General features: G+C 69.6%; 23 protein-coding genes. 14 read left to right on the top strand and 9 right to left on the bottom strand.

Features of this window, described 5'->3' with window-relative positions; all coding sequences use genetic code 11:
* Nucleotides 1-8: 8 nt before the first annotated feature.
* Nucleotides 9-962: a LysR substrate-binding domain-containing protein gene (locus tag HLH27_RS12300; protein WP_220790401.1), complete on the top strand. Its 954-nt coding sequence runs from the start codon at nucleotides 9-11 to the stop codon at nucleotides 960-962.
* Nucleotides 963-990: 28 nt separating this feature from the next.
* Here the strand turns inward: HLH27_RS12300 and HLH27_RS12295 are convergent, their stop codons facing one another.
* The gene (locus HLH27_RS12295) at nucleotides 991-2,121 is read right to left on the bottom strand and encodes an Mrp/NBP35 family ATP-binding protein (protein ID WP_182950333.1); all 1,131 of its coding nucleotides are present in this window, start codon (nucleotides 2,119-2,121) and stop codon (nucleotides 991-993) included.
* A 223-nt stretch (nucleotides 2,122-2,344) separates the two neighbouring features.
* Between HLH27_RS12295 and HLH27_RS12290 the strand changes: the two genes are divergently transcribed.
* From HLH27_RS12290 to HLH27_RS12270, 5 genes are all read left to right on the top strand, one after another.
* The gene (locus HLH27_RS12290; RefSeq protein ID WP_182950332.1) at nucleotides 2,345-3,568 is read left to right on the top strand and encodes an OpgC family protein; all 1,224 of its coding nucleotides are present in this window, start codon (nucleotides 2,345-2,347) and stop codon (nucleotides 3,566-3,568) included.
* Nucleotides 3,568-4,242, top strand: a complete 675-nt coding sequence (locus tag HLH27_RS12285) for an SGNH/GDSL hydrolase family protein (protein ID WP_182950331.1) — start codon at nucleotides 3,568-3,570, stop codon at nucleotides 4,240-4,242. The genes HLH27_RS12290 and HLH27_RS12285 overlap by 1 nt, the downstream gene beginning before the upstream one ends.
* A 97-nt stretch (nucleotides 4,243-4,339) precedes the next feature.
* Entirely contained in the window at nucleotides 4,340-5,917 is a 1,578-nt protein-coding gene (locus tag HLH27_RS12280; protein ID WP_182950330.1) for a DegQ family serine endoprotease, read from the top strand.
* Nucleotides 5,918-5,947: 30 nt separating this feature from the next.
* Nucleotides 5,948-7,051, top strand: a complete 1,104-nt coding sequence (locus HLH27_RS12275) for an FUSC family protein (protein ID WP_246375848.1) — start codon at nucleotides 5,948-5,950, stop codon at nucleotides 7,049-7,051.
* A complete protein-coding gene (locus HLH27_RS12270; protein ID WP_182950328.1) occupies nucleotides 7,045-8,526 on the top strand; it encodes a mannitol dehydrogenase family protein in 1,482 nt (493 codons plus the stop codon). Before HLH27_RS12275 ends, HLH27_RS12270 begins: the two co-directional genes overlap by 7 nt.
* A 7-nt stretch (nucleotides 8,527-8,533) precedes the next feature.
* Here the strand turns inward: HLH27_RS12270 and HLH27_RS12265 are convergent, their stop codons facing one another.
* Nucleotides 8,534-9,067 carry a GNAT family N-acetyltransferase gene (locus tag HLH27_RS12265; RefSeq protein ID WP_182950327.1) on the bottom strand — a complete coding sequence of 178 codons (534 nt, stop codon included), beginning with the start codon at nucleotides 9,065-9,067 and terminating at the stop codon, nucleotides 8,534-8,536.
* Between the two features lie 103 nt (nucleotides 9,068-9,170).
* Between HLH27_RS12265 and HLH27_RS12260 the strand changes: the two genes are divergently transcribed.
* The 3 genes from HLH27_RS12260 to mdoH all read left to right on the top strand — a co-directional run bounded on the left by HLH27_RS12260 (nucleotide 9,171) and on the right by mdoH (nucleotide 13,412).
* Nucleotides 9,171-9,512 carry a winged helix-turn-helix domain-containing protein gene (locus HLH27_RS12260; RefSeq protein WP_182950326.1) on the top strand — a complete coding sequence of 114 codons (342 nt, stop codon included), beginning with the start codon at nucleotides 9,171-9,173 and terminating at the stop codon, nucleotides 9,510-9,512.
* Between the two features lie 208 nt (nucleotides 9,513-9,720).
* On the top strand, nucleotides 9,721-11,259 hold the full coding sequence (locus HLH27_RS12255; protein WP_182950325.1) for a glucan biosynthesis protein: 1,539 nt from the start codon (nucleotides 9,721-9,723) through the stop codon (nucleotides 11,257-11,259).
* Nucleotides 11,247-13,412 (top strand): glucans biosynthesis glucosyltransferase MdoH, encoded by a 2,166-nt coding sequence (mdoH, locus tag HLH27_RS12250; protein WP_182950324.1) that lies wholly within the window; start codon nucleotides 11,247-11,249, stop codon nucleotides 13,410-13,412. Before HLH27_RS12255 ends, mdoH begins: the two co-directional genes overlap by 13 nt.
* A gap of 53 nt (nucleotides 13,413-13,465) precedes the next feature.
* Here mdoH and HLH27_RS12245 read toward each other — a convergent pair whose 3' ends face one another.
* Entirely contained in the window at nucleotides 13,466-13,870 is a 405-nt protein-coding gene (locus HLH27_RS12245; RefSeq protein ID WP_182950323.1) for a hypothetical protein, read from the bottom strand.
* A 189-nt stretch (nucleotides 13,871-14,059) separates the two neighbouring features.
* Entirely contained in the window at nucleotides 14,060-14,491 is a 432-nt protein-coding gene (locus HLH27_RS12240; protein ID WP_338029895.1) for an Ivy family c-type lysozyme inhibitor, read from the bottom strand.
* A gap of 196 nt (nucleotides 14,492-14,687) precedes the next feature.
* Between HLH27_RS12240 and HLH27_RS12235 the strand changes: the two genes are divergently transcribed.
* The gene (locus HLH27_RS12235) at nucleotides 14,688-16,496 is read left to right on the top strand and encodes a methyl-accepting chemotaxis protein (protein ID WP_182950322.1); all 1,809 of its coding nucleotides are present in this window, start codon (nucleotides 14,688-14,690) and stop codon (nucleotides 16,494-16,496) included.
* 163 nt (nucleotides 16,497-16,659) lie between these two features.
* Nucleotides 16,660-16,947 (top strand): hypothetical protein, encoded by a 288-nt coding sequence (locus HLH27_RS12230; protein WP_182950425.1) that lies wholly within the window; start codon nucleotides 16,660-16,662, stop codon nucleotides 16,945-16,947.
* 31 nt (nucleotides 16,948-16,978) lie between these two features.
* Here HLH27_RS12230 and HLH27_RS12225 read toward each other — a convergent pair whose 3' ends face one another.
* Nucleotides 16,979-17,446, bottom strand: coding sequence for a YbaK/EbsC family protein (locus tag HLH27_RS12225; protein ID WP_182950321.1), 468 nt, complete (start codon nucleotides 17,444-17,446; stop codon nucleotides 16,979-16,981).
* Entirely contained in the window at nucleotides 17,443-18,651 is a 1,209-nt protein-coding gene (locus HLH27_RS12220; protein ID WP_182950320.1) for a cation:proton antiporter, read from the bottom strand. The genes HLH27_RS12225 and HLH27_RS12220 overlap by 4 nt, the downstream gene beginning before the upstream one ends.
* A gap of 204 nt (nucleotides 18,652-18,855) precedes the next feature.
* Here HLH27_RS12220 and HLH27_RS12215 point away from each other — a divergent pair, with 204 nt between their 5' ends.
* Nucleotides 18,856-19,248 carry a hypothetical protein gene (locus HLH27_RS12215; RefSeq protein WP_182950319.1) on the top strand — a complete coding sequence of 131 codons (393 nt, stop codon included), beginning with the start codon at nucleotides 18,856-18,858 and terminating at the stop codon, nucleotides 19,246-19,248.
* 299 nt (nucleotides 19,249-19,547) lie between these two features.
* Nucleotides 19,548-21,203 (top strand): methyl-accepting chemotaxis protein, encoded by a 1,656-nt coding sequence (locus tag HLH27_RS12210; protein ID WP_182950318.1) that lies wholly within the window; start codon nucleotides 19,548-19,550, stop codon nucleotides 21,201-21,203.
* Between the two features lie 63 nt (nucleotides 21,204-21,266).
* Here the strand turns inward: HLH27_RS12210 and HLH27_RS12205 are convergent, their stop codons facing one another.
* The 3 genes from HLH27_RS12205 to HLH27_RS12195 all read right to left on the bottom strand — a co-directional run bounded on the left by HLH27_RS12205 (nucleotide 21,267) and on the right by HLH27_RS12195 (nucleotide 24,496).
* On the bottom strand, nucleotides 21,267-23,036 hold the full coding sequence (locus tag HLH27_RS12205) for a DEAD/DEAH box helicase (RefSeq protein WP_182950317.1): 1,770 nt from the start codon (nucleotides 23,034-23,036) through the stop codon (nucleotides 21,267-21,269).
* A gap of 202 nt (nucleotides 23,037-23,238) precedes the next feature.
* Nucleotides 23,239-24,225 carry a zinc-dependent alcohol dehydrogenase family protein gene (locus tag HLH27_RS12200; RefSeq protein WP_182950316.1) on the bottom strand — a complete coding sequence of 329 codons (987 nt, stop codon included), beginning with the start codon at nucleotides 24,223-24,225 and terminating at the stop codon, nucleotides 23,239-23,241.
* Nucleotides 24,226-24,262: 37 nt separating this feature from the next.
* Nucleotides 24,263-24,496: a hypothetical protein gene (locus HLH27_RS12195; RefSeq protein ID WP_182950315.1), complete on the bottom strand. Its 234-nt coding sequence runs from the start codon at nucleotides 24,494-24,496 to the stop codon at nucleotides 24,263-24,265.
* Nucleotides 24,497-24,759: 263 nt separating this feature from the next.
* On the opposite strand from HLH27_RS12195, the gene HLH27_RS12190 reads away from it, so the two are divergent.
* Nucleotides 24,760-25,977, top strand: a complete 1,218-nt coding sequence (locus HLH27_RS12190) for an NADP-dependent isocitrate dehydrogenase (protein ID WP_182950314.1) — start codon at nucleotides 24,760-24,762, stop codon at nucleotides 25,975-25,977.
* The last annotated feature ends 14 nt before the right edge of the window (nucleotides 25,978-25,991 follow it).

The raw sequence follows: 25,991 nt of genomic DNA, 5'->3' as shown, positions 1-25,991 counted from the left end.
AAGAAATTATGACACCGTATGTAGTGGAATATGTGCTGGGCAGTCTCCGGATCCTGGAGGCTGCGGGGCGCCTGGGCAGTTTCAGCGCCGCTGCCGCCGAGCTGGGGATGACGCAGCCGGGCGTCAGCCAGCAGGTTGCCCAGATCGAGCGCGTGATCGGCGTTTCGCTGTTTGCGCGCGGGCATCGGGGGGTTGTGCTGACGGATGCGGGCCGGGCGCTGTTTGCCGCCGCGACCGACAGCATGGCGCGCGTGCGGCGGTGCCTGGAGGAGATTGCGGTGGGCGGGCCGGGGCGGCACATCCTGGTCGTGACCGATTACGGCTTTGCCGCCAACTGGCTTTTGTCCCGGCTTGCGGATTTCGAGCAGGGGTGTCCCGGGGTGGAGATCCAGATCGTCACCACGCAGACGCTGTCGGAGGCGGCGCTGGGGGGCATGAAGCCGGATGTGTCGATCCTGTTCGAGCCGGCCCTGGCGGAAGCGGGAGAGGAGGGGGCAGAGGGCAGCCGGCGGATGCTGTTCCGGGAGGAGATCTATCCGATCTGCAGCCCGCGCTATCTGGAGCGTCATGGCCCCTTCGAGACGCTGGAGGATATCCGCGCCGGGCATCTGCTGCGGCTGAAGGGGCGGGAGACGCTCTGGTTCGGCTGGGAGGACTGGTTTGCGGCCATGGAGGCGGCCGGAGGAGAGACGGGCGGTGCGCGGATCAATATATTCCGCAGTTTCAGCCATTATCCGCTGCTGCTGCAATCGGCCTGCCAGGACGAGGGAATCGCCCTGGGCTGGCGGCCGTTGATCGACCCGGCGCTGGCTGCCGGGGATCTGGTCAGGGCGTGGCCCGTCCCGCTGACCAGCGCGCGCGGCTATGTGCTGGCATCGCATCGCCCGTTACGGCCCGAGGCGCGCCTGTTCCATGACTGGATTGTCGCGCAGGCCGGGCAGGACCGGGAAGCGGGGGCCTGACCGGCTGCGGGACGGGAAGAGGGGCCCCTTATTTTTCCTGTTTTTCCTTCGCGCGCCGGACCGTGGCCGCCACCGTGTGGGCCAGGGCGCGATAGGCCTGGCCGGCGGGGCTGTCGGGGGCGGAGATGACGATGGGGGCGCCGGCGTCGGCGCTGGCGCGGATGTCGGCCAGCAGCGGGATTTCGCCCAGGAAGGGGACGCCCAGGGATTCGGCCTCGGCCCGGGCGCCGCCATGGCCGAACAGGTCGGTGCGGTGGCCGCAATTCGGGCAGCAGAAATAGGACATGTTCTCGACCATGCCGAGCACGGGGACGTTCATCTTTTCGAACATCGCGATGCCGCGCCGTGCGTCGAGCAGCGCGATGTCCTGCGGGGTGGAGACGATGACCGCGCCGGCCAGCGAGACCTTCTGCGCCAGGGTGAGCTGCGCGTCGCCGGTGCCGGGGGGCATGTCGACCACCAGCACGTCCAGCGCGCCCCATTCCACGTCGCCCAGGAGCTGGCCCAGCGCGCCCATGACCATCGGGCCGCGCCAGATCATGGCCTGGCGTTCGTCCACCAGCAGGCCGATGGACATGGCGCGGATGCCCCAGGCCTCGAGCGGGGCCATGCGGCCCTCACGGACCTGGGGGGGCTGGTGCAGGCCCATCATGCGCGGCAGGGAAGGGCCGTGGATGTCGGCATCGAGCAGGCCGACGCGCAGGCCCTCCATCCCCAGCCCGACGGCCAGGTTGACGGCGGTGGTGGACTTGCCGACCCCGCCCTTGCCCGAGGCCACGGCGATGACGGTGCGGACCTCCGGCAGGATCGGCCCCTGCGCGGGGCGGCCGCCGGGGCCGCCGAGGTTGAGCGGCCGGTGGCCGCCGCCGGGTGCTGCCGCCGGGGCGGGCGCGGTGCCGGGGGCGGATGCCGGGCGGTGGGCGGTGAGGATGACGCTGGCGGCGGTGACGCCGGGCAGGGCGCGCAGCGCCTGTTCGGCCGCCGGGAGCAGGGGCTGGATGCGCCCCGCCGCCGCCCGGTCGGTGGCCAGGGCGACATGCAGGGTGCCGTCGCGCAGCATCGTCGCGTCCAAGGCCGCGTGGTCGAGGATCGTCGCGCCGTCCGCGTCGCGGACCTGGCGCAGGATGTCGGCGATCCGCGCCGATGTGGGTTCCGTCATGGTCTGTCCTTCCCTGGCGGCCGCGCGGGGCGTGGGTGCGCCATCATGTGGCCGCGTCGTTGCCCGGACATAGGCGAAAACCATCGGCGCGCAAATCGGAATGGTCGCGCGGGCGTGTTCGGGGCATATGTAAGAAATCGCAACGGCACTGGAGTGGGGAGCGGTTCCGCTCCATGTGTCGAAAGACGCCGCAGGGTCGCGGCGGGCAGGAGAACCGGCTGACATGACTGCATCCGCGCCTCTCCCGCAGGTCGCATCCGGGTCAGGAGAGGGGGCGACGGCGGGTGCCCGGCCGCCCGGCGGCCGGCGCGACCACCGGATCGACGCGCTGCGCGGGGTCGCGCTGCTGATGATGTTCGTCGACCATATTCCCCAGAACGTGCTGAACCGCTTCACGTTGCGCAATGTCGGCTTTGCCGATGCGGCGGAGATCTTCGTGCTGCTGGCGGGCTATGCCTCGTGGCTGGCCTATGGCCGGAATTTCGAGCGGGTGGGGCTGCGGGCCGGGGTGGGCCGGGTGTGGCGGCGCTGCGTGCGGCTGTACGTCTTCCAGGCCGTCATGGTGGTGGTGACGACGGCCACCATCCGCTACTGGCGGGCCTTCTGGCCCGTGCCGGTCGATTTTCTGGAGCCCGAGCTGGCGCATGGGCTGAGTTCGTTCTGGCGGGTCATGTTCCTGGACGCGTTGCCCAGCAACCTGAACATCCTGCCGCTGTACATGGTGCTGCTGGGCGTCTTTCCGCTGATCTACCTGATGATGCGGACCAGCCTGTGGCTGACGCTGGGGCTGAGCGGCGGGTTGTGGCTGCTGATCAACCTGGACCCGTCGATCAATTTCCCCAACTGGCTGGACCCGGACGGCTGGTATTTCGACCCGCTGGCCTGGCAGTTCCTGTTCACGCTCGGGGCCTGCGCCGCCGTGGTGGCGGGGCGGCACGACGGCAGCCTGCCGCGTCGGGGCTGGCTGCGGCTGGTGTGCGGCCTGTACCTGGCGGTGTCGGCGCTGGAGGCCTTTCCCTGGCAGCAATGGGGCCTGCCGGACCTGCGGCCCTTTGCCCTGACCGCGCCGGACAAGAGCGTGCTGGCGCCGCTGCGGCTGCTGGACGTGCTGGCGATCTTCTACCTGGTCCAGTCCTCGCACGGTGTGCGTGGGGCCGCCGAAGGGCGGGTGGGGCGGGTGATGGCGCTGTTCGGGCGGCATTCGCTGGAAGTCTTCGCCGCCGGGACGGTGATCGACCTGTATGCGCGGCTGGTCTTTACCTCATTCGGGTCGGGCTGGATATTGCAGGTCGCGGTGAATGTGATCGGCTTCACGATCCTGTGGGAGCTGGCGACGGTTCTCGACCGGGCCCGGGTCAGGCAGAAACAGCGTCAGGCGGCGCGCCCTCCGGCCGAGGGGCGTGGCAATCCGGCCCCCGCCGCGACCGTATTGGAAAGAGCCCATTGATGAACGATGCGACCGACCTTTCGCCCTCGCCCGTCCTGCCGCGCCTGACCGACCGGCTGCGGCGCGGCCTGCCGGTACGCGTGACCCTGTTCGGGTCCTCGACCACCGAGGGGATCGGGGCCAGCAGTCCGGAGCACGGATTCGCCCCCGTGTTCGAACGGACCCTGGCGCCGTTCGTGGCCGGGGGGCTGACGGTGATCAATCGCGGGATCGGCGGCAACGGGGCGCAGGAGATGCATGACCGGCTGCCCGCCGTGCTGGCCGACGATTCGGACCTGGTGATGTGGCAGACCGGCAGCAACGATGCCTGGCAGGGCGTGAAACTGGAGACCTACGAGGAACTGACGCGCCGGGATCTGCTGGCCACCCGCGCCACGGGCGCCGACCTGGCGCTGATCGATCCGCAATATTGCCGGATGCTGGAGGAGTGCGCGGCCTTTCCGCCCTTTGTCCCGGCGGTGCATCGCATCGGCGCGGAGCTGGGGATTCCGGTCTTCGGCCGTTATGCGCGCATGAAATCCTGGTGCGCGGAGCTGGGGATGGACCGCGACGAGCTGTCGCCCGACGGGCTGCATATGGGCGACCGGGGATATCTGCTGCTGGGCGAGGCGGTCGCGCGCTGGCTGGTGGAACTGACGGGGGCCCCGGCGGGCGCGTTCGCCCACGGGGGCTGATCGACGGCGGGGCGCGGGTCCGCCCTTTCGATTCCGGCGCGATCATGCTCTAGGATAGCGGGTCACGACGATCTGACTGCTGGAAGCGCTTTACCCGATGTCCCTGCCTGTTCCGGTTTCCCACCGTCCGTTCGCCGCCGTCGGGCTGGCGGTTTCCCTGTCCCTGAGCGCGGCGGGTGCCGCGTGGGCCCAGCCCGCGATGGTGGCGCCCCCGCCGGCGCCGCCGCAGGCCGATGCCGCGCCGGCGATCCGCCTGCCCGCGCCGGGGCGGGGCACGCCCGACAGTTTTGCCGACCTGGCGGCGCGGCTGCTGCCGGCGGTGGTCAATGTCTCGACCACCGAGACGGTCAAGCCGGGGGACGATGACGGGGAGCAGGACGGCGACGGCGAGGACGCGCCGCAGATCCCGAATTTTCCCGAAGGCTCGCCCTTCGAGAAATTCTTCCATGATTTCATGAGCCACCAGAACGGCCCCGAGGCCGCGCCGCGCAAGATGCAGGCCCTGGGATCGGGCTTTATCATCGATGCCTCGGGGATCGTCGTCACCAACAACCATGTCATCCGACATGCGGACCAGATCACGGTGACGTTGCAGGACAATACCGTGCTCAAGGCCAAGGTGCTGGGCCATGACGACCGGACCGACCTGGCGGTGCTGAAGGTGGAGACGCCCCATCCGCTGCCGGCCGTGGCCTTCGGCGACAGCGACCATGCGCGGGTCGGCGACTGGGTGCTGGCGATCGGCAACCCGTTCGGCCTGTCGGGCACGGTGACGGCGGGCATCATCTCGTCGCGCGGACGCAATATCGAGCAGGGGCCGTACGACGATTTCATCCAGACCGATGCGCCGATCAACAAGGGCAATTCAGGCGGGCCGCTGTTCGACATGCAGGGGCAGGTGATCGGGATCAATACCGCGATCTACTCGCCCTCGGGCGGGTCGATCGGGATCGGGTTCTCGATCCCTTCGGCCGAGGCGCGGGGGATCATCGACCAGCTGCGCCGGACCGGAAAGGTGTCGCGCGGGTGGATCGGCGTGCGCATCCAGGACGTGACGCAGGACATTGCCGACGGGCTGGGGCTGAAGGCGGCCCATGGCGCGCTGATTGCCGGCGTCGAGGCCAAGGGGCCGGCGGCGGCCGCCAAGTTGCAGGTCGGCGACGTGATCCAGACCCTGAACGGCAAGGAGATCGACGGTCGTGCCCTGCCGCGCCTGATGGCCGATACCGCGCCCGGGCAGGTGGTGAAGCTGGGCGTCTGGCGGCATGGCCAGGCGGTAACGGCCTCGGTCACGGTCGGCGCGTTGCCCGAGGACCCCAAGGAGGCCCCGGCGCCCAAGCCCGATGCCAAGGCGCAGGGCAGCGTGCAGCTTCAGGGGCTGGGCCTGACCGTGGGGGCGATCGACGATGTGGCCCGCCAGAAATTCAACCTGGTCGAGGGGCAGAAGGGCGTGGTCGTGACCAGCGTGGCCCAGGACGGGTCGGCGGCGGATCACGGCCTGCGCCCCGGCGACGTGATCACCCAGGTGCAGCAGGCGGAGGTTGCGACCCCCGCCGACCTGCGGCGGCTGGTGGAGGCCGCGCGGGCGAAGCACCGGCGGTCGATCCTGCTGCTGGTGCAGAATGGCGACGGCCTGCGCTGGGTGCCGCTGCAACTGGCGGACGACGCCAAATAACGCCATCGCCGAACCATGGACCATGAGGCCTTGAAGGCGGCGGATGCGCCGCCCGCGCCGCCGCCCGCGCGCTGGGGAGCGATCCGCCGGGTGCTGGAGCCCCGGGGGGCCGAGATCCGCCAGGCGGCGCGGCTGCTGGTGTCGGTCCTGCTGTCGGACCTGCTGGCGCGGGCGGTGCATCTGCACGAGCCGGTCTGGTCGGTGATCACGTCGGTGATCGTCACGCAGAGCCGCATTACCCAGACCCTGACCACCGGGCGGGACCAGATCGTGGGCACGCTGGTGGGCGCGGGGGCGGGGCTGTTCGCGATCCTGCTGGTGCAGACCGGGATGCTGCCGGGCTGGCTGGCCTTCTGGCTGGTGCTGACGCCGCTGGCGCTGCTGGCGGCGGCGCGGCCGAACCTGCGCTTTGCCGCCGTGACGCTGATGATCGTGCTGCTGTTTCCCATCAGCGGCGACCCGTTCCTGCGGCCGCTGGACAGGATCGTCTCGATCCTGATCGGGGTCGTGACCTCGCTGGTGGTCACGATGTTCGTGCTGCACGATGCGGCGCGGGGGGATGTGCTGACGGCCTCGGGCCGGTTGATCGCCGACATTGCGGACCTGCTGGACCGGGCGCTGCGCGGCGAGCTGGACCATGATGCGATCGAGACGATCGACGAGGCCTGCCGCACCCATCTGCAGGAAATCTACGGCGCGGTGGCCGAGACCCGGGTGGAGGGGCTGCGGGCGCTGCGCCGGCGGCCCGACCCGCTGCTGGATGTGCTGCCCGGCCTGCTGCGGCGCCTGCGCGGCAGCGCGGTCTTCGCCGCCCGGGCGGCGACCGAGGCGGGGGAACTGCCGACCGTGGATGCCGCGCTGGATACCGAGCGGCGGGCGCTGGCGCGCGTGCTGTCGCAGCTTTCGCGGCGGTGCGCGCGCGCCGCGCGCGGTCGCCGGCGGATCGCGCGCGAGGATGCGGCGAGCGTGCTGGCGGTGCTGCATCCGCCGGGTGCGTACTGGAGCCCGCCCATGCAGTTCACGCTGGGGATGCTGCACGAGGATCTGGAACGCGCGGTGCAGGCGGTCTGGTCTGACGGGACGGCGCCGCCATATGCAGAGGAAAACAAGAGCGGAGGACAGGCGCCATGCTGAACCGGACGAGCCTCGCATCCCTGCCGGCGGGTGTGTCAGGCCCCCGCTACGACCCGGCCGCCATCGGGTCCGGCATCGTGCATTTCGGGGTCGGGAATTTCTTTCGTGCCCACGAGGCCTTCTATGTCGATCGCTGCCTGGCGGGGGCGGGGCAGCAGGGGTGGGGGATTGCCGGGGTCGGGCTGACGGCGGGTGCGCGGTCCGAGCGCAAGGCCGCGGAGTTCACGGCGCAGGATTGCCTCTATTCCCTGACCGAGGCGGCGCCGGACGGTGGGCGCACGGTGCGGGTGATCGGTGCGCTGCGTGCCTATCTGCTGGCGCCCGCCGACCCGCGGGCGGTGCTGGACCTGCTGGCCGACCCGGCGGTGCGCATCGTGAGCATGACGATTACCGAGGGCGGCTACAGTATCGACGAGCGGACGGGGGAATTCCGGCTGGATACCGCCGCCGTGCGGGCCGACCTGGCCGGGGGCGCCCTGCCGGCGACGATTTTCGGCTATGTCGTCGAGGCGCTGGCCCGGCGCCGGGCTGCCGGGGTGGGGCCGTTTACCGTGCTGTCCTGCGACAATCTGCGCCATAATGGCGATGTGGCGCGGACCGCGTTCCTGGGGTTTGCCCGGGCGCGCGATCCGGAACTGGCGGCGTGGATCGAGGCGCATGTCACCTTTCCCAACGGCATGGTCGATCGCATCACGCCCTCGGTCGACGCGACGATCGCCCGGGCGCTGAACGACGCCAGCGGGCTGGACGATGGGCTGCCGCTGGTGGCCGAGGATTTTTGCCAGTGGGTGGTGGAGGACCGGTTCTGTGCCGGCCGGCCGGCCCTGGAGCTGGCCGGGGTCCAGTTTGTCGACGATGTGACCGGCTACGAGCAGGTGAAGGTGCGGATGCTGAACGCGTCGCATATCCTGCTGGCGTTCCCTGGCATTCTGCTGGGTTATCGGCAGGTGGACGAGGCGTTGCGCGACCCGGACCTGGCGCGGTTTGTCGATGCGTATCTGGAGCTGGACGTGATTCCGCGCCTGGAGGCGCCGCCCGGACTGGACCCGCAGGAGTACCGGCGCAGCATATTGCGGCGCTTTTCCAACCCCGCGATGGCGGACCAGTTGCTGCGGATCGGGGGGGATGGGTCGTCCAAGATCCAGGTTTTCTGGACCGAGACGGTGCGGCGCGTGCTGTCCGACGGGGGCGACCTGCGGCGGATCGCGTTCGGCATTGCCGCCTATCTGGAGGCGTTGCGCGGGGTGGACGAGACGGGCGGGACGTACACGCCCGCCGAGCCGACGCTGGACGCGGCGCAGCTGGATCTGGCCGGTGCGGGGGACCTGCATGCGGCGCTGGCGCTGCCGGCCTTCGATGGCTGGCGCGATGTGCAGGGTCGCGCTCTGACCGATGCCGTCGTCGCTGCCCGCGAGGCCATTCGCGACATTGGCGTGCGGGCCGCGCTGATGCAATGCGGTGGACTGCCGGACTGAAGGAGAGTCAGGCCGGTTGCACCGCGCGGATCATCAGCCGGGCCCTGGGATCGTAGCTGGCGAGGATCGGGGCGGCTTCGGGCTGGTCGAGCGGGGTGAAGCCCGCGCGCAGCCAGTAGGCTCCGGCGATGCCGGTGGCGATCAGGGCGATCCGCGACAGGCCGGCACCGGCCGCGTGGGCGGCCAGTATCGCCAGCGCGGCGGCGGGGGCGCCCCGGCCCCGGGCGGCGGGAAGCAGTGCGATATCGTGCAGGTACCAGCAATCCGGCCGCGCCGGCAGGGCGCCCAGCGCGCAATCGAGCGCCGGGGGGGCGGCGGTGCGCCAGGGATGGCTGAGGACATAGCCCTGTAGCCCCGCGCCGTCGTTCAGGACCAGGCAGCCGGCGGGGCTGAGGGCAAGCCGTTCGGCGAAGACTGCCTCGCCCTCGGGATAGGCGGGGTGGACCCGCGCCGCGATGTCGAGCACGGCGGGCAGGTCGTGGGCGTACATGGCGCGCCAGTGGGGCGGGCGAGGATCGGGCAGGGGGGCGGCGGTCGGCATGGGGGGCAAAAACGCTCTCGACAGGCGGGCGAGAACTCCAGCATAGCATGCGGCGCGCCGGCGGACAGGGCCGGCGGGACCGGGAGCGGGGAGAGTGTGCCGGATGGAGGAGACGCGTCTGACGGTGCGGATCGACGCGCATGACGAGCCGCTGCTGGGGCATGGCAAGATCCGCCTGCTGGAGGCCATCGGGGCCAGTGGCTCGATTTCCGGCGCCGCGCGGGCGATGGGCATGTCCTACCGGCGGGCCTGGCTGCTGGTCGAGGCGATGAATGCGGCCTTTGTGGAACCGGTGGTCGCCACCCGCCCGGGTGGGGGCGGGGGGGCCGAGCTGTCGCCGGCGGGGGCGGAGATCCTGCGCCTGTACCGCGAGGTCGAGGAGCGGGCGGCGCAGGCGGCCCTGCCGGCCCTGCGGGAGCTGGCCGCGCGCCTCGCGCCGCGCTGAGGGCTGGCATTGCGCCGCGCGGGCGATTTTCGCGTTTGGGAATTGTAACGGCGCGCCGCAATATGGCCACAGGCCTTTGTCATGATTAACGGATTGCCTGTATGGCTGGAGGGCGCCCGTGGCGCTGGAACGCAACCCGCCGGTGCCCTGTGCCGGTGACGGACCATGGATGGATGACGCCGCCGGGTGCGGCGTTCGGGGAGCAAGGATGTTAAGACGCGATCTCGTGAAGACCGGAGCGGGTGTGTCCCTGCTGTCGATGCTGGGGGCCGGCGCGCGCGCCGCCCATGCCGATGTGCCGGGTGCCCCGTCGCCGACCGGTCCCTTCGACGCCGGTACGGTGCGGCGGATCGCCGAACAATTGTCGCGCCGTGCCTATCGCGCGCCCGACCAGACGCTGCCGTCGGCGATCGACCAGCTGAATTTCGACCAGTATCGCTCGATCGCCTATCGCGAGGACCAGGCGCTGTGGCACGGGCAGAACCTGGCCTTCGACGTGGAATTCTTTCCGCGCGGCTTTCTGTACCGTCCCCGCATCGAGATCTATGAGGTCGCGGACGGCAAGTCGGCGCCGGTGCCCTATCATGCCGACCTGTTCACCTATGGCGACCCGAAGCTGAAGGTCGCGGACAATGTGGGGTTTGCCGGGCTGCGGCTGCGCTATGCGATCAATACGCCGGGGGTGATGGAGGAATTCTGCGTCTTCCTCGGCGCGTCCTATTTCCGCGCGGTGGCCAAGGGGCAGAATTACGGCCTGTCGGCGCGGGGCTTCGCCGACGGGACGGGGAATCCGAAGGGCGAGGAATTCGCGCTGTTCCGTGCCTTCTGGCTGGAGAAGCCGCAGGCGGGCGTGGATTCGGTGGTGGTGCATGCGCTGCTGGACAGTCCCTCGGTCGCCGGGGCGTTCAGCTTTACCATCCGGCCGGGCGACATGACCGTGTTCGATGTCCAGTCCTACATCTATCCGCGCACCAAGATCGACGAGCCGGGCATCGCGCCGCTGACGGGCATGTTCTATTTCGACGCCAACGACCGCAATCATGTCGACGACTGGCGCCCGGCCGCGCATGACAGCGAGGCGCTGTCGATCTGGACCGGCAGCGGCCAGCAATTGTGGCGGCCGCTGCGCAATCCGCGCGACCTGCAATTCTCGGCGTTCTCGGACAATGCGATGCGCGGGTTCGGCCTGATGCAGCGCAAGCGGGCCTTCGCCGATTTCGAGGATCTGGCGCTGAATTACGAAAAGCGCCCGTCGCTGTGGATCGAGCCCATCGGCGACTGGGGGCCCGGGGCGGTCGACCTGGTGGAAATTCCGACGCCCAACGAGGTGAACGACAATATCGTCTCGTTCTGGCGCCCGGGCGGCGGGCTGGCGGCGGGGAAGGAATATGCCTTTACCTACCGTATGTACTGGGGGTGGGATACGCCCTGGCCGACCCGGCTGGCGCGGATTGCCGCCACGCGTGTCGGTGCCGTGACCGACGATCCGGCCGCGCGGTTCTTCGCCATCGATTTCAGTGGCGCGCCGTTCGACAACCTGCCTGCGGATGCGAAATTCCATCTGGTGCCCAGCAGTTCGGCCGGGACGATCCGCAATGTCGTGGTCGAGCCCGATCCGGCCATTCATGGCTGGCGCACGACCTTCGAATTCGCGCCCGGCGATGCCAAGATCGCCGAACTGACCTGTGCGCTGGCCAATGATGCCGGACCGGTCTCCGAACAATGGACCTATCGATGGACACCCTAGGCCAGCGCGCCGAACTGGGCGCGGGGGGCGCGTTTCGCGCCCTGCCCGGCGAATCGCCCATGGACATGGCGACGCAATCGCTGTCGGCCGCGCCCCTGACGCATGGCCGGCCGCGCGTGCCGGTGACGGAGCCCGCGCTGATGCCGCTGCGGCGACTGGCGGTGATCGGCTCGGCCACGCTGCTGACCGCCTATGGCGCCTATGCGATGAATCGGGTGCTGAACTCGATGGGCTATTCGGTGCTGGGCGTGATCGTGCTGGTGCTGTTCGTGCTGCTGTTCCAGTGGATCGCGCTGGCCTTTACGTCCTCCCTGGGCGGGTTTGCGTCGCTGCTGCGGCATGGCGGGTTGGGGCTGGGGATTGCGCGGGACGGGGAATTGCCGACCCTGTCGACGCGGACCGCCCTGCTGATGCCGACCTATAATGAAAGCCCGGGCCGGGTGATGGCCGGGCTGCGCGCCATGTACGACAGCATGGCGGCGACGGGGCGGCTGGATTCGTTCGACTTCTTCATCCTCTCCGACACCACCAATCCGGATGTGTGGGTCGAGGAGGAGGCCGCGTTCCTGGCCCTGCGGGCCGCGACGGGCGGCGACGGGCGCATCTTCTATCGCCGGCGGCCGGTGAATACCGAGCGCAAGGCCGGCAATATCGCCGAATGGGTGCGCCGTTTCGGCGGGGCCTATGCCCAGATGGTGACGCTGGATGCCGACAGCCTGATGGCGGGCGGGACGGTGGTGCGCATCGTGGCCGCGATGGAGCGCAATCCGGGCGTGGGGCTGATCCAGACCCTGCCGGAGATCGTCAACGGTACCACGCTGTTCGCGCGGATGCAGCAATTCGCGGGGCGGGTCTATGGTCCGCTGATTGCCCATGGCATTGCCTGGTGGCATGGCGCGGAGGGCAATTACTGGGGACATAATGCGGTGATCCGCACCCGGGCCTTCGCCGAGCAGGCGGGGCTGCCGCATCTGCCGGGGCGCAAGCCGTTCGGCGGGCATATCCTCAGCCACGATTTCGTCGAGGCGGCGCTGATGCGGCGGGGGGGGTGGGCCATCCACATGGTGCCGGGGCTGGCCGGTTCGTACGAGGAAAGCCCGCCCTCGCTGACCGATATCGCGATCCGCGACCGGCGCTGGTGCCAGGGCAACCTGCAGCATGCCAAGGTGGTGGGGACGCGGGGGCTGAACTGGGTCAGCCGGATGCACATGCTGATGGGCATCGGCTCCTACGTCACGTCGCCGATGTGGCTGCTGTTCCTGCTTGCGGGTATCCTGATCTCGTTGCAGTCGCGCTTCGAGAAGCCGGAATATTTCGGGGATACCAAATCGCTGTATCCGAACTGGCCGCATGTCGATCCGCAGCAGGCGAAATTCGTGTTTATCGGCACCATGGGGATTCTGCTGGCGCCCAAGCTTCTGGCCTATGTCGCGCTGCTGTTCGACCCCGCCACGCGCCGGGGCTGCGGCGGGGCGGTGCGGGCGGCGCTGTCGGTGCTGGTCGAGACGCTGATCGGCGGGCTGGTCGCGCCGGTGGCGATGCTGATTCAGACCTCGGGCGTGCTGTCGATCCTGCTGGGCCGGGATTCGGGCTGGAATGCGCAGCGGCGCGACGATGGCGCGGTGCCGTTCATGGACACGGTGCGGGCCTACTGGGTCTATATGCTATTCGGCCTGGTCCTGGGCGGGTGCGCGTGGAGCGTGTCGATTCCGCTGTTCCTGTGGATGACGCCGGTGCTGCTGGGGCTGGTCTTCGCCATTCCTCTGGCGGCCGCGACCGGCAGCCGGGATGCCGGGCAGGCCCTGCTGCGTGCCGGGCTGCTGCTGATCCCCGAGGAGACGTCGCCGCCGGACATCCTGCGCCGCGCGGCCGCCGCCAATGCCGCCCGGCCGGCGGCCGAGGGGGGCGAGGCGATTCATCTGCTGCTGGCCGACCCGGCGCTGATGGCGGCGCATCGCGCGATGCTGCCGCCCGCGCGCCGGCCGGGCGACCCGATCAATGCCGACCTGCTGGTCGGGTTGCTGAAGCTGGCGGAGAGCCCCGACGCCGACAGCGCTGTGACGCGGCTGGGGCGGACGGAAAAGGCCGCCGTGCTGGGCAGCGCGGATGGGCTGGCGCGGCTGGATGCCCTGCGGGGCGGCGGGCGGGCCTGAGCCTTTGAACGATCGGGGGAAGGGCCTGGGGCCCTTCCCGCGCGGGTACGCTATCAGTTCGGGCCGGCGCCGGACTGGCTCAGTGCCATGCAGGCGCGGGCCAGCTTGGGGTCGTTGCCGCCCTTGTCGCAGATCGCCGTCGCGTCGGGGCGGCAGGACTGGACCGCGGTTTCGAAATCGGTTTCCAGCACGTCGCGCGCCACGCCCACATCGGGGTCGTTGGTCCGCTTCTGTTCGGCTTCCAGCATGTCCTGGGTCTTGTGCAGTTCGGTCAGCGCGTCGACGCAGTCCTGGCTGGTGGCGTTGGGGTTGCTTTGCAGGACCGCCACCAGTTTCTGGAGTTCGAGCGTGGTGGAGGAGGGGGCAATTTCCTCGTCGTCCTGGGCGAAGGCGGGGGAGGCGGCGAGGACGCCGGACAGGAACAGGGCGGCAAGCCGGCCGGGATGGGTGATCGTCACACTGGGCATTCCACTGGTGCGAGGCCCCGGGGACGCGACGCGCGCTGCTCGACGGCGATCCCGTGCTTTCCCCGGGGGACGCCGGGCCGGTCTGGCGGCGGCGCCGCGGGATCGGCGGGACTATGGCAGGAAGTGCCGGTGGGCGAAAGGGCGCCGGGCGCGGCAGGCCCATGCGCCCGGGCCGGGCCCTCAGGGGTCCGGCGGGTTGTGGGCGGCATGGTTCCGCAGCAGGAGGGCCTGGATTTCCTCGTCGGGATTGCCCAGCCAGCTTTGCAGGAACGGGTGCCGGTCGTCGGGCCGGGTGTGCAGCAACCCCCAGGCGGCGTGCCCTTCGGCGGCGAAGACGATGTCGAGCTGGTTGTTGCCGCAATCGTGGGGCTTGCACAGATGGCCCAGCAGGTAGGTATGGCCGCCGGTGGCGACCCTTGTAACGGGTGTCGATATGGCCTGTCCGCGACTGACCCAGTCGGGGAAGCGCTGCATGACGACATAGGCCCGGCGATAGGGGGCCTCGAGCAGCAGGTCGGCGGTTTGCGGCGGTTCGGTCGCCCTGGCGGGGTGGCCCGCCAGAAGCAGCAGGATCGGGCAGGCATGGATGAGGTGCTGGGGACGGCACGGCACGTCGGCGGGGCTCCTGGGATAGTGACGACGAGATATGAGGATTCTGCAGGTTTTATGGTCCCGGATCCGGCTATACCGGCGCGGCGCCAGACCCCCCCTGATGAATTCCCGGCTTCGGGAGGACACAGGACGCTTATCCGGGCGCGAAGTTTAAAATATCCTTCCCATCCCCAATTTTTGTAGAAAGAATACGCAGTTGGACAATCTCCGGATCGTCAACAAGCTGGTTGTCGCCTTTGGTATTATCGTCATGGTCGTTCTGGGCATGGCGGGGTCGCTCTACTGGGGCCTGGCCTCGGAGCAGGCCGCCACGCGTGCCAACGGCACCAGCCACGCGATCCTGGCCGCGGCGAACGATGCGCTTTCGGCCCTGGTCGAGAAGCAGAATGCCGTCCGTGGCTATGTCGCCACCGATAACGACAGTTTCCTCCCGAGAATCCAGGGGTTCGAAGACGCTTTCGAAGCGGCGGCCGGCCGGCTCTCGCGCCTGGACCCGGGGGCGGGCATGCAATCGGTGGTGGCCGGGCTGAAAGATCAGGCGGCCGATATCAGGCGCCAGGAAAACCGGCTGGTCGCGCTGGCCGGTCGCCCCGAGACCGTGGCGCAGGCACGCGCCGACCTGGCCACCGCCGGGCGGCTGACCCAGGTCCGGGCTATCGTGAAGGGTGTGACCGATGCGCAGGCCGCGCTGATCGCGGTGCGCGGCCGGGCGCAGGCCGCCGCGATGAAGGCGGCCGGCATCCTGCTGGTGGTGGGGTGTACGCTCAGTGTCCTGATCGCGCTCGGGGTCGGCTGGTTGCTGACGCGGTCGATCGGGGGGCCGGTGGTGGCCATGACGGCGGCGATGGGGCGGCTGGCCGGGGGGGATGTCACCATCGTCATTCCCGCCGTCGGCCGCCGCGACGAAGTCGGCCAGATGGCCGATGCGGTGCAGGCCTTCAAGGACGGTGCGATCGAAAGGCGGCGCCTGGAGGTCGAGACGGAGGCCATGCGCCAGAGCCAGGAGGCCGAGCGCAGGCGCCAGCAGGAAGAGCGCGACGCGGCCGCCCGCCAGCTGGCCGGGATTGTCGACGCATTGGCGTCGGGGCTCGAAAACCTGGCGGGGGGTGACCTGGTCTTCCGGTTGCAGACGCCGTTCGGCGAGGGGTACGAAAAGCTGCGGACCGATTTCAACCGGACCATGGACCGGTTGCAGGCCACCATGCGGTCGATTGCGGCCAATACGGGCAATGTGCGGGCCAGCGCGGGGGAAATCAGCCAGGCGTCGCAGGATCTGGCGCGGCGTTCGGAGCAGACGGCGGCGGGGCTGGAGCAGACATCGGCCGCACTCGACCAGATTACCGCGGCGGTACGCAGCAGCGCCGCCGCCGCGACGGAGGCCCGCGAGGCGGTGCGGGCGGCGACGACCGAAGCGCAATCGTCGGGCGCGGTGGTGCGCAATGCTGTCGACGCCATGAGTGCGATCGAGATATCGGCCGGGCAGATCGGCGAGATTGCCGGGATGATCGAGGAAATTGCCCGGCATACCAACATATTGGCGCTGAATGCGAGCGTGGAGGCGGCGCGGGCCGGGGAGGCCGGCCGGGGGTTCGGGATCGTCGCGACCGAGGTGCGCACGCTGGCGCAGCGGTCCACCGAGGCGGCGAAGAAGGTCAAGGACCTGATCACTGTGTCCGGCACGCATGTGCAGAGCGGCGTCAGGCTGGTGAACGATGCCGGGGGAGCGCTGGAGCAGATCGCGAGCCATGTGAGCCGCCTGAACACGCTGGTCGAGGAGATCACCGTCTCGGCCCAGGAGCAGGCATCGGGGCTGGGGCAGGTGAATATGGCGGTCAACCAGATGGATCGGGCGACGCAGCAGAACGCGGCGATGGTGGAGCAATCCAGCGCGGTCAGCCACAGTCTGGCGAGCGAGGCGGATGGGTTGGCGCGGCTGGTCGGGCAATTCAGGACCGGTTCGTCCGCGGGATCGGGGCTGCCTGCACGGAAGGCCGGGGCGGCGTGAATCCGCGCCGTTTCAGTGCGGGTCTGGGGGCGTCCCCGCCGGGGTAAGGGCCGTGACGGGATGAGGGCTGTGGCGCCCGTGGCAGGGGGCGCCGGTCTTGTGTATGGTCGGGGCCCTGCCGGCCCCGTGCCGTGCCCGTCCGTTCAGGAATATCGTCCCCGCCATGCGCCTGCGTTCCGCCCCGTCATCCGTCCTGCCCCGGCTGCCGAACCCGAAAAAGCTCAAGCTTGGGGTGCTGGTCGTGCTGGCGGTGGCCTATGGCGTGCTGTTCGTGACCCTGTCGCGGCACCCCAAGGCGCCGCCGAAGCCGCGCTACACCGCCATTCCGGTGGCGGTGGTCAAGACGGCTCCGCCGGTCGGGGCCGCGCCGCCGGCGCCGCCCGTGCAGCTTCAGCCCGCGCCGGCGGTGGAACTGCCGCCGCCGCCGCACGTCGCGATCCGCCACGGCTGACGCGCCGGCTGCCGCGCGTTGCGGGAGGGAGTCAGGCGGGGGCCTGGCAGACATCGACCCAGACGGCCCCGGTCAGTTCGGCCAGCCGGTCGGGCGACAGGCGCACGGAGCTGTTGATCGCGCCGGCGGCGGGAATGACCGTGTCGAAGGCGCGCAGCGACATGTCGCAATAGACGGGCAGCGGGGAGGCCAGCCCGAAGGGGCAGACGCCGCCCACCGGATGGCCGGTCAGGGATTCGACCTCTGCACGGTCGAGCATGCGCGGCTTGTGGCCGAACGCGTCCCGGGTCTTGCGGTTGTCGAGCCGGGCGGTGCCGGCCGTGACCACCAGCACCACCTGCTCGCCCAGTCGCAGGGACAGGGTCTTGGCGATCTGGGCCGGATCGGTACCGTGGGCGGCGGCGGCCTCGGCCACCGTCGCGGTCGGCTGGTCCAGTTCGAGAATATCCAGTTCGGGCGCGCGTTCGGTGAGGAAGATACGGACGGACTCGAGGCTCATCGGGCAATCCTTGTTTCGCGGCCGCTGCCGAACAGGCGGAACATCGGGCCGGTCAGCACCGTCGAGATCACGGCCAGCAGCATGAGCGAGGCAAAGGCGAAGTTCGAGACCATGCCGCGCTGGTGCAGGATGGTGGCGGCGACGATTTCCATCAACCCCTTGCATTGCAGCAGGGCGCCGGCGGCCAGGGCCCGCCGGCCGCGCAGGCCTGGGGCCGGTGGATACAACCAGACCGCGCCCAGCTTGCTGGCGATCGACACGCCCACCAGCAGCAGGGATGCGAGAACGGAGGGGAAGGTCAGGGCGCGGCCGTCGATATGCATGCCGCTATGGCCGAAGAAGAGGGGGGCCAGCCAGACCAGCGCCAGGCTGCCCACCTGTTCGACCGGCAGGCGGCGCACCCAGCGCGGGGGCATCAGCGCGCCGGCGGCATAGGCGCCGATCAGTTCGTGCAGGCCCAGCTGCATGCTGGCCCACGATCCGGCCGCCAGCCATACGGGCAGTACCGCCCAGATCAGCCACAGGGGCGGGGCAGGGAACCGGCGGGTGGCCCAGCCGCCGGCCGCCACCATCGCGCCGAGCAGCAGGACCGCCAGGAGCTGGAGGTGGCTCCATCCATGCAGGGCCGAGGTGCCCCTGGCCGCGAATTGCAGCACCGCCAGGCCGGTCCACAGCGCCATGTCGTCCACCACCGCCAGGCGCAGGGCCAGTTGCGCGACGCCGCGCTCGGCGGGGGCGAGTTCGCGGACGATGCCGATCAGGACCGGGAGGGCGCTGACGGCGATGCACAGGCCGATCGCCATGGCGCCGATCCATTCCTGTCCGTCCGGCGCCTGCCAGTCCGGCTGCGGCATCAGCACCGCATGGACCAGCAGCGTGCCGAGGCCGAACGGAACGGCCAGGGCGACGAACGCGCTGCCCAGCAGGCGGGGCAGGGAGGTTGGCGGCATCGCGGTCGACGGGTCCTCGCCGGGGTGCTGCCACATTTCCAGCCCGGCGGTGAAGGCCAGGATCAGCACCGCCACCCAGCCGACCATGTCGCCGGTGGCGGAGGGTACGCCCAGCCGGTCGACGGGCCAGCCTGTGACGGCGATCAGGATCCCCATGACGATCGGCAGGACCGCGATCGGGATCGTCCGCCCCAGCAGGCGCCAGACCAGCCACGGGATCGCCACGAACACTCCGAAATCCGCGATCACATTCATGCCGTCCCTGCCCCCCTGCGTCCCGATGGCGGTTATCTATGCGTGACATGAATATATGAGAGGGTGTTCCGGGATCAAATCGCGGTGCCGCCGCGCGGCGGAGCGGACCCATGCGGCTGGCCCGGTTCTGCCATACGATGGACCTATTCCCGCCATCACGGCATGGTTCCGTGCCCTGTTGACACAGAACATGAGAATCGATCGATGACGATCTGCAAATCCCTGCTTGCCCTCGCCCTGCCCATGACCGTTCTGGCGGGCGGCCTGTCCCTTGCCATGCCGGCGGCCCGCGCGGCCGACGATGCCTGCGCCCAGTCCGGCACCCAGTCCAAGGCTCCGGGATGGGATGTGGCCGGCCGCCTGGCCCAGCGCGAAGACTGCCTGGCAGGCCGGGGCCGCGCCTATCGCGATGGGGTGACGAAGGGCGTGCAGCAGCGGGTGCAGTCCGGCCGCGATACGATCGATGCCGTGCGCAACACGCCGCAGACCCAGATGGACCGCGTGCGCGCCGCCGGCACGACCGAACGGAACGGCCTGAATGCCCTGGGCCAGCAGACCCGCACGAATGCCGCCGGCATGCTGACGGGCGGCCTGTAGGACGCTGTTTGAAAAATCGGGCCTGCCGTGCCGCCGATCCGGCGCGGCAGGCCCGATATCGTAGCCGTTCGGGCCGCGGGCGCATCCTGTGCGGGGTGTGCTGTGCGCGGCGCACCAACCAAACGATAAATAGGTGACTGTGGCGCAGTTTCCCCAAGAGGACGAAAGAGATTTTCGCATTGGTGGATTGTGGTTTTCGGCGATGACAGGCCCGGTGACGGGATTGAAAGTGATGGTGCCCATGTGCCGTCGGGCCGGTCGGGAGTGCGCCATTCCCGGTGATACAATGCGGGAATGACATGTCGTTCGAAGCCATTACGAAGCGGGCCCTCTTCTTTCTCCTGACCCTGGATGCCATTCTGGCCCTGATCGTGGGGGCAATGTGTGCCTCCGGTTTCGGGGGCTATGGCTGGTTTCTGGCCAGTATCGGCCTGAATGCGCTGGGGCTGGGCCTGATGCTCGGCGGGGCCGCGCTGCCGTGGGTTTCGTCGGCGGCCAGCCTTGGCATCGTGTCGAACATCTCGGCCGTCATTGCGCTGCTGGCGGGCAACAAGCTCCAGGTCGATGTGCATATGGGCTATTTCGCCGCATTGGCCTTCGTCGCGGCGACCTGTGACTGCTATGCCATCGTGCTGGCCGCGCTGATGGTCGCGGTGCAGCATATTGGGCTGAATTTCTACTGGCCCGACATGCTCTATCCCGGCGGTTGCGACATGTTCCGCCTGGTGCTGCACGCGGTGATCCTGATCGTGGAAACGGTGGCGCTGGTCTGGCTGGCGGCTTCGCTGCGCCGGGCGTTCAAGGTGTCCGAGGCGCTGTCGAAGGATGCCGACCAGCGCCGTGTCGAGGCGGAGCGGCGCAAGCAGCAGGCGGAAGATGCTCATGCGCACCAGCTTGAACTGAGCGCCAGCCTGGAAGCCAGCATGGAGCAGATCCGCCGGAAGGAAAGCGAGACGGCGGCCGTCATCGCCGAGCTGGACCGGGCGCTGTCCGAGGTCGCACGCGGGAACCTGCTGGTGCGGATCGAGCGGGACCTGTCGCCCGATTATGCGGGCCTGACCCGGGTCTTCAACGCCTCCATCGCGCAACTGGCCGTGGCGTTCAACGAGGTGCGGCAGAGTATCCAGGCCGTTTCCTCGGCGTCGGCCGAGATCTCGTTCGCCGTTGGCGATCTGGCGGGCCGGACCGAGGGGCAGGCGCGGGATGTCGGCGGCGTGTCGTCCGGGATCGCCAAATTCTCCGAGGGGACCCGCGAGGCCTCGCGGGCGGCGGGAGAGGCCGGGACGCTGGTCGAGACGGTCGGCACGTCGATGCGCTCCACGATCCAGGCGATGGACAAGGTCACGGAAACGATGGCCTTCATCAAGACATCGTCCAACGATATGGAGACGATCATCGGGGTGATCGACGATATCGCGTTGCAGACCAACCTGCTGTCGCTGAATGCCGGGGTCGAGGCGGCGCGGGCGGGCGACTCCGGGCGCGGCTTTGCCGTGGTGGCCGCGGAAATCCGCAACCTGGCGACGCGATCGACCGAACAGGCCCAGGATATCCGGCAGAAGATCCGCGAGGCGGTCCAGTATATCGACCAGGGGGTCGGGCTGGTCGGGGCGGCCGACGGGTCGCTGGGGCAGGTGTCGGAGGTCATGGACGGCATTACCCGCCACCTTGGCGCGATCGTGGACTCCGTGCGGGGGCAGGCCGCGGAAGTTCGGCAGATTGCCGATAATGTGCGGGAGATCGATGCCTCGACCCAGAAGAATGCCGCCATGGGGGAAGAGGTGACGGCGGCCTCGCTGAGCCTGGTGCAGGAGACGCAGCGCATGGAGGCGACGGTGTCGCGCTTTACCCTTGGCGACGTCTTCGACAATGGCGCGTCGTCGGGCAGGCCGGCGGCGGTTCAGGCGCCCCGCATTGTGGCGGATCGGCCGAAAATCGTGGAGTCGGTGGCGTAGGGAAGAAATTCCGGGCTCCCGCCCGGATCGGGTGATCCGGGCGGGGTTGGGCAGGTGTCTGCCTTATGCGCCGCGCTTGCGCGACGAGGACGGGCCGGCGGCCGGGCGGCGCCGGGGGGCGCCGGAGGGTGCGCCGCGGCCGGGGCTGCGTCCACGCGGGGCGCCGGGGCCGCGATCGCCGCCCCGGCCACCGCCGCCACCGCCGGCCGGAGCCTGTGCGGGGCTGATCTGGACTTCGTCGGAATCGGTGGCGGCGACGCAGGCGCTGAAGCGCTCGGCCGAGGTCGTGGCGATTTCGAACAGCGTGTGGTCGCCGGCGATGCGGATCGAGCCGATCTCGTTCTTGCGGACGCCGCCCAGGCGGCAGATCAGCGGCACCAGCCATTTCGGGTCGGCCTTGTCCTGCCGGCCGACGCTCATGGAGAACCACACGCCGTCGCCGCGCGGGCCCTGCTCGTCACGGGCCGGGCGCTCGCGCCGGTTGGCGGGTTCGCCCTCGCGCACCGGGCGGGGGGCGTCGACGCGCAGGGGGCGGATGTCTTCCGGGTCCGGCAGGCGGGCGCGGTACATCTGCAGCAGTGCCGTGGCAAGCTGTTCGGGCGTGCGGTCGGCGGCGAGGCGGGCGACCTGTTCCTCGTCGCCCGGGGCGGCGGCTTCGGTCAGGCTCTGGTCGGTCAGCAGCCGTTCGAAATCCTGGGCGCGGATGGCGTCGGCGGTGGGGACGGGAGTCCATTCCGCTGTGACCTTGGCCATGGCCAGCAGCCGCTCGGCGCGGCGGCGCATCGAGACCGGCACGACCAGGGCGCAGACGCCCTTGCGGCCGGCGCGGCCGGTGCGGCCCGAACGGTGCAGCAGGGTGGCGCTGTCGGTCGGCAGGCTGGCATGCACCACCAGGGCGAGGGCCGGGATGTCGATGCCGCGTGCCGCCACGTCGGTCGCGACGCAGACGCTGGCCTGGCCGGTGCGCAGGCTGTCGATGGCGCGGGTGCGCTCGTTCTGGCCCAGTTCGCCCGACAGGGCGACCGAGGCGAAGCCGCGCTCCAGCAGCGCGCCCTGCATGTGGCGCACCAGCTCACGCGTGGCGCAGAACACCATGGAGGTGGGGCTGTCGGTATAGCGCAGGATGTTGACCACCGCCGGGATGATCTCGCGCGGGTCGGTCAGCACGGCGCGGTAGGTGATGTCGGCATGCTGGCGGGCGCCCGACAGCGTGTCGATGCGCAGCGCGTCGCGCTGGTAGCGGCGCGCGAGGGAGGCGATTTCCTTGGCGATGGTGGCCGAGAACAGGAGCGTGCGGCGCGTGGCGGGCATGGCGTCCAGCAGCTGCTCCAGCTCGTCACGGAAGCCCAGGTCCAGCATTTCGTCGGCTTCGTCGAGCACCACGACGCGCAGTTCGGACAGGACCAGGCGCCCGCGGCTCTGATGGTCGCACAGGCGGCCGGGGGTGCCGACGACGATATGGGCGCCGATTTCCAGTGCCCGTGCCTCGCGCCGCGCATCCATGCCGCCGATGCACGAGACGATGCGCCCGCCCGCCGGTGCGTACAGCCATGTCAGTTCGCGCTGGACCTGCATGGCCAGTTCGCGCGTGGGGGCGACGATGACGGCCATGGGGGCGCCGGCCGGTCCGAACCGTTCCGCACCGCCCAGTAGCGTGTCGGCCATGGCCAGCCCGAAGGCGACCGTCTTGCCCGATCCGGTCTGGGCCGACACCAGCAGGTCCCGGCCGTCGGCCGCGACATCCAGCACGGCCTGCTGGACCGGCGTGGGTTCGTCATAGCCGCGCGCGTCGAGGGCGCGCCGAAGGGCGGGATGGGTTTCGGGAAAAGGCATGGGGCGGATCATCCGGACAGAAGAGGCCACGTCGCGACGTGGCGCGAGACAGGCGAGGGCACGATGGCGGGATCGCGCTCCATAAAGAATCGCGGCCGAAAATACCAGAGCGAAAGCACCATCGCGCCGCAGGGGCCTGCCCTGCGCCGGGCAGGGGACGGTCGCCTGTCGCCGGAATGAGGGTGCGGCGGCCCCCGTGGAATCAGGGCACCAGGACGGCCGCGCCCTCGAACCGGCCGGCGCGCAAATCGGCCAGCGCGCGGTTGGCGTCGCGCAGCGGATAGCGCGTCGTGCTGGTGCGGATGCCGACCTTGGGGGCCAGCGACAGGAAGTCGATCCCGTCCTGGCGCGTCAGGTTGGCGACCGAGACCAGTTGCCGTTCCTCCCACAGCAGATCGTATGAGAAGGCCGGGATCTCGCTCATGTGGATGCCGGCGCAGACCACACGGCCGCCCTTGCGCACCGCGCGCAGGGCGGCGGGGACCAGTGCGCCCACCGGTGCGAAGATGATGGCGGCATCGAGGGGCTCGGGCGGGGGTTCGTCCGATCCGCCGGCCCAGGTCGCGCCCAGGCCGCGCGCGAAATCCTGCGTCTTGCGGTCGCCCGGGCGGGTGAAGCCGTAGATTTTGCGGCCCTGCCAGATGGCGACCTGGGCGATGATGTGGGCGGCGGCGCCGAAACCGTACAGGCCCAGCGTCCGGGCGTCCTCGCCCGCCATCACCAGCGACCGCCAGCCGATCAGGCCCGCGCAGAGCAGGGGGGCCAGCGCGACATCGTCGCCTTCCTCGCCCAGCGGAAAGGCGTATTGCGCGTCGGCGATCGCGGCGGTGGCATAGCCGCCATCGCGCGTGTAGCCGGTGAAGAGCGGGTGGTCGCAGAGATTTTCGTGGCCGCTGTGGCAGTAGCGGCAGGTGCCGCAGGTATGGCCCAGCCAGGGGATGCCGACCCGCTGGCCCAGTTGCAGGCCCTGCACCCCTTCGCCCAGCGCGTCGATGCGGCCCACGATCTCGTGCCCCGGGATGACCGGGTGGCCGGGGAAGGGCAGGTCGCCGTCCACCACATGCAAGTCGGTGCGGCAGACGCCGCAGGCGCAGACCCGTACCCGGATCTGGCCGGGACCGGGCTGGCGGTCCGGCAGCTCTGCCCAGCGCAGGTCGGTGTGCGGGGCGTCCAGTATCATCGCGTGCATGATCGGGGTCTCCGGCGCATGGGTCGGGATTGCGCGGCTACTCCATCATGTCGGCATGGCCCTGCGCTATGATCTGGATCAGCGCGCCCAGGGGATGACCCGATCGTGATCCCCTGCGGCCGCCGGGGGCCTCGCCCCGGGGTGCGGGGGGCCGGGGGAAGCCGAAGGGGGCCGGGTCGGCGTGATTGCGGCCAGGATGGGCCCGGCCGGGCCGGTCGTGGGCCAGCAGGGCTGAAATGAGGGTGGAACCGGTCGAGAGGTGGCGCTGCATCCGGGACTCCATCGGCTGGGTGTGGGGTCCATTATATTAAAATGATAATCATTCTCAAGTAGAATGTCGCGATCGTCATAACAGAGTTGCGAGGACTGCTAGGCAGCCCCGATGCGGGCCGGTATGACATTGGGCCCGGATCGCGCGGCCTGCGCAGTGCGCGGCCATGACAGGGCGGGGGCAGGCCGGGGACCGCCAGGGTTCCTCCGGCCCCCGGGAATATTTTGCCCCCGTAGGCAGGAAGAACCAAGAGGACAAGCCGTATGGCCAAGATCAAGGTGAAGGAACCGGTCGTCGAACTCGACGGCGATGAGATGACGCGGATCATCTGGAGCTTCATCAAGGAGAAGCTGATTCTCCCGTATCTCGATATCGACCTGAAATATTACGACCTTGGAATCGAGCATCGCGATGCCACCGACGACCAGGTGACCGTCGAGGCCGCCGAGGCGATCAAGAAATACCGGGTCGGCGTCAAGTGCGCGACGATCACCCCCGACGAGGCCCGCGTGACCGAGTTCGGGCTGAAGAAGATGTGGCGCTCGCCCAACGGCACGATCCGCAACATCCTGGACGGCACGATCTTCCGCGAGCCGATCATCTGCTCCAACGTGCCGCGCCTGGTGCCGCACTGGACGCAGCCGATCGTCATCGGCCGCCATGCCTATGGCGACATCTATCGCGCCGCCGAGACCAAGATCCCGGGTGCGGGCAAGGTGACGCTGACCTATACGCCCGCCGACGGCAGCGCGCCGGTGACGCTGGACGTGCATGATTTCAAGGGCCCCGGCGTGGCGCTGGGCATGCACAATACCCGCGCCTCGATCGAGGGCTTTGCCCGGGCGTCGCTGACCTATGGCCGCGACCGCAAGCTGCCGGTCTACCTGTCGACCAAGAACACCATCCTGAAGGCCTATGACGGCATGTTCAAGGATGTGTTCCAGGAGATCTACGACGCCGAGTTCAAGGCCGATTTCGAGAAGCTGGGCCTGACCTACGAGCATCGCCTGATCGACGACATGGTGGCCTCGGCGCTGAAATGGAGCGGCGGCTATGTCTGGGCCTGCAAGAACTATGACGGCGACGTGGAGAGCGACATCGTGGCGCAGGGCTTCGGCAGCCTGGGGCTGATGACGTCCGTCCTGCTGAACCCGACCGGCGACGTGGTGGAATCGGAGGCCGCGCACGGCACGGTGACGCGCCATTATCGCGAGCACCAGAAAGGCCGGCCGACCAGCACCAACCCGATTGCCTCGATCTTCGCCTGGACACGTGGCCTGGCCTATCGCGGCCGGTTCGACGACACGCCCGACGTGACCCATTTCGCCGAGACGCTGGAACGCGTCTGCGTCGAGACGGTCGAGGCTGGCCAGATGACCAAGGACCTGGCGCTGCTGATCGGGCCGGATGCCAAGTGGCTGACGACCCAGGAGTTCCTGGCGGTGCTGGACACCAACCTGCGCAAGGCGATTGCCGCCTGACGCGCGATGCGGCC

Source organism: Gluconacetobacter takamatsuzukensis (assembly GCF_014174275.1).
GTDB classification, from domain to species: domain Bacteria; phylum Pseudomonadota; class Alphaproteobacteria; order Acetobacterales; family Acetobacteraceae; genus Gluconacetobacter; species Gluconacetobacter takamatsuzukensis.
The sequence above is the reverse complement of the archived record's forward strand: the minus strand, read 5'-3'. Positions and strand labels throughout refer to the sequence as shown.

Excerpts from the sequence above, each read along its gene's own strand:
- HLH27_RS12200 (WP_182950316.1), bottom strand. The coding sequence starts at position 24,225 with ATGCACGCGATGATACTGGACGCCCCGCACACCGACCTGCGCTGGGCA.
- HLH27_RS12220 (WP_182950320.1), bottom strand. The coding sequence starts at position 18,651 with ATGAATGTGATCGCGGATTTCGGAGTGTTCGTGGCGATCCCGTGGCTG.
- mdoH (WP_182950324.1), top strand. The coding sequence starts at position 11,247 with ATGGACACCCTAGGCCAGCGCGCCGAACTGGGCGCGGGGGGCGCGTTT.
- HLH27_RS12230 (WP_182950425.1), top strand. The coding sequence starts at position 16,660 with ATGCGCCTGCGTTCCGCCCCGTCATCCGTCCTGCCCCGGCTGCCGAAC.
- HLH27_RS12195 (WP_182950315.1), bottom strand. The coding sequence starts at position 24,496 with ATGCAGCGCCACCTCTCGACCGGTTCCACCCTCATTTCAGCCCTGCTG.
- HLH27_RS12190 (WP_182950314.1), top strand. The coding sequence starts at position 24,760 with ATGGCCAAGATCAAGGTGAAGGAACCGGTCGTCGAACTCGACGGCGAT.
- HLH27_RS12270 (WP_182950328.1), top strand. The coding sequence starts at position 7,045 with ATGCTGAACCGGACGAGCCTCGCATCCCTGCCGGCGGGTGTGTCAGGC.
- HLH27_RS12205 (WP_182950317.1), bottom strand. The coding sequence starts at position 23,036 with ATGCCTTTTCCCGAAACCCATCCCGCCCTTCGGCGCGCCCTCGACGCG.
- HLH27_RS12260 (WP_182950326.1), top strand. The coding sequence starts at position 9,171 with ATGGAGGAGACGCGTCTGACGGTGCGGATCGACGCGCATGACGAGCCG.
- HLH27_RS12265 (WP_182950327.1), bottom strand. The coding sequence starts at position 9,067 with ATGCCGACCGCCGCCCCCCTGCCCGATCCTCGCCCGCCCCACTGGCGC.
- HLH27_RS12295 (WP_182950333.1), bottom strand. The coding sequence starts at position 2,121 with ATGACGGAACCCACATCGGCGCGGATCGCCGACATCCTGCGCCAGGTC.
- HLH27_RS12280 (WP_182950330.1), top strand. The coding sequence starts at position 4,340 with ATGTCCCTGCCTGTTCCGGTTTCCCACCGTCCGTTCGCCGCCGTCGGG.
- HLH27_RS12210 (WP_182950318.1), top strand. The coding sequence starts at position 19,548 with ATGTCGTTCGAAGCCATTACGAAGCGGGCCCTCTTCTTTCTCCTGACC.
- HLH27_RS12285 (WP_182950331.1), top strand. The coding sequence starts at position 3,568 with ATGAACGATGCGACCGACCTTTCGCCCTCGCCCGTCCTGCCGCGCCTG.
- HLH27_RS12225 (WP_182950321.1), bottom strand. The coding sequence starts at position 17,446 with ATGAGCCTCGAGTCCGTCCGTATCTTCCTCACCGAACGCGCGCCCGAA.
- HLH27_RS12215 (WP_182950319.1), top strand. The coding sequence starts at position 18,856 with ATGACGATCTGCAAATCCCTGCTTGCCCTCGCCCTGCCCATGACCGTT.
- HLH27_RS12255 (WP_182950325.1), top strand. The coding sequence starts at position 9,721 with ATGTTAAGACGCGATCTCGTGAAGACCGGAGCGGGTGTGTCCCTGCTG.
- HLH27_RS12300 (WP_220790401.1), top strand. The coding sequence starts at position 9 with ATGACACCGTATGTAGTGGAATATGTGCTGGGCAGTCTCCGGATCCTG.
- HLH27_RS12290 (WP_182950332.1), top strand. The coding sequence starts at position 2,345 with ATGACTGCATCCGCGCCTCTCCCGCAGGTCGCATCCGGGTCAGGAGAG.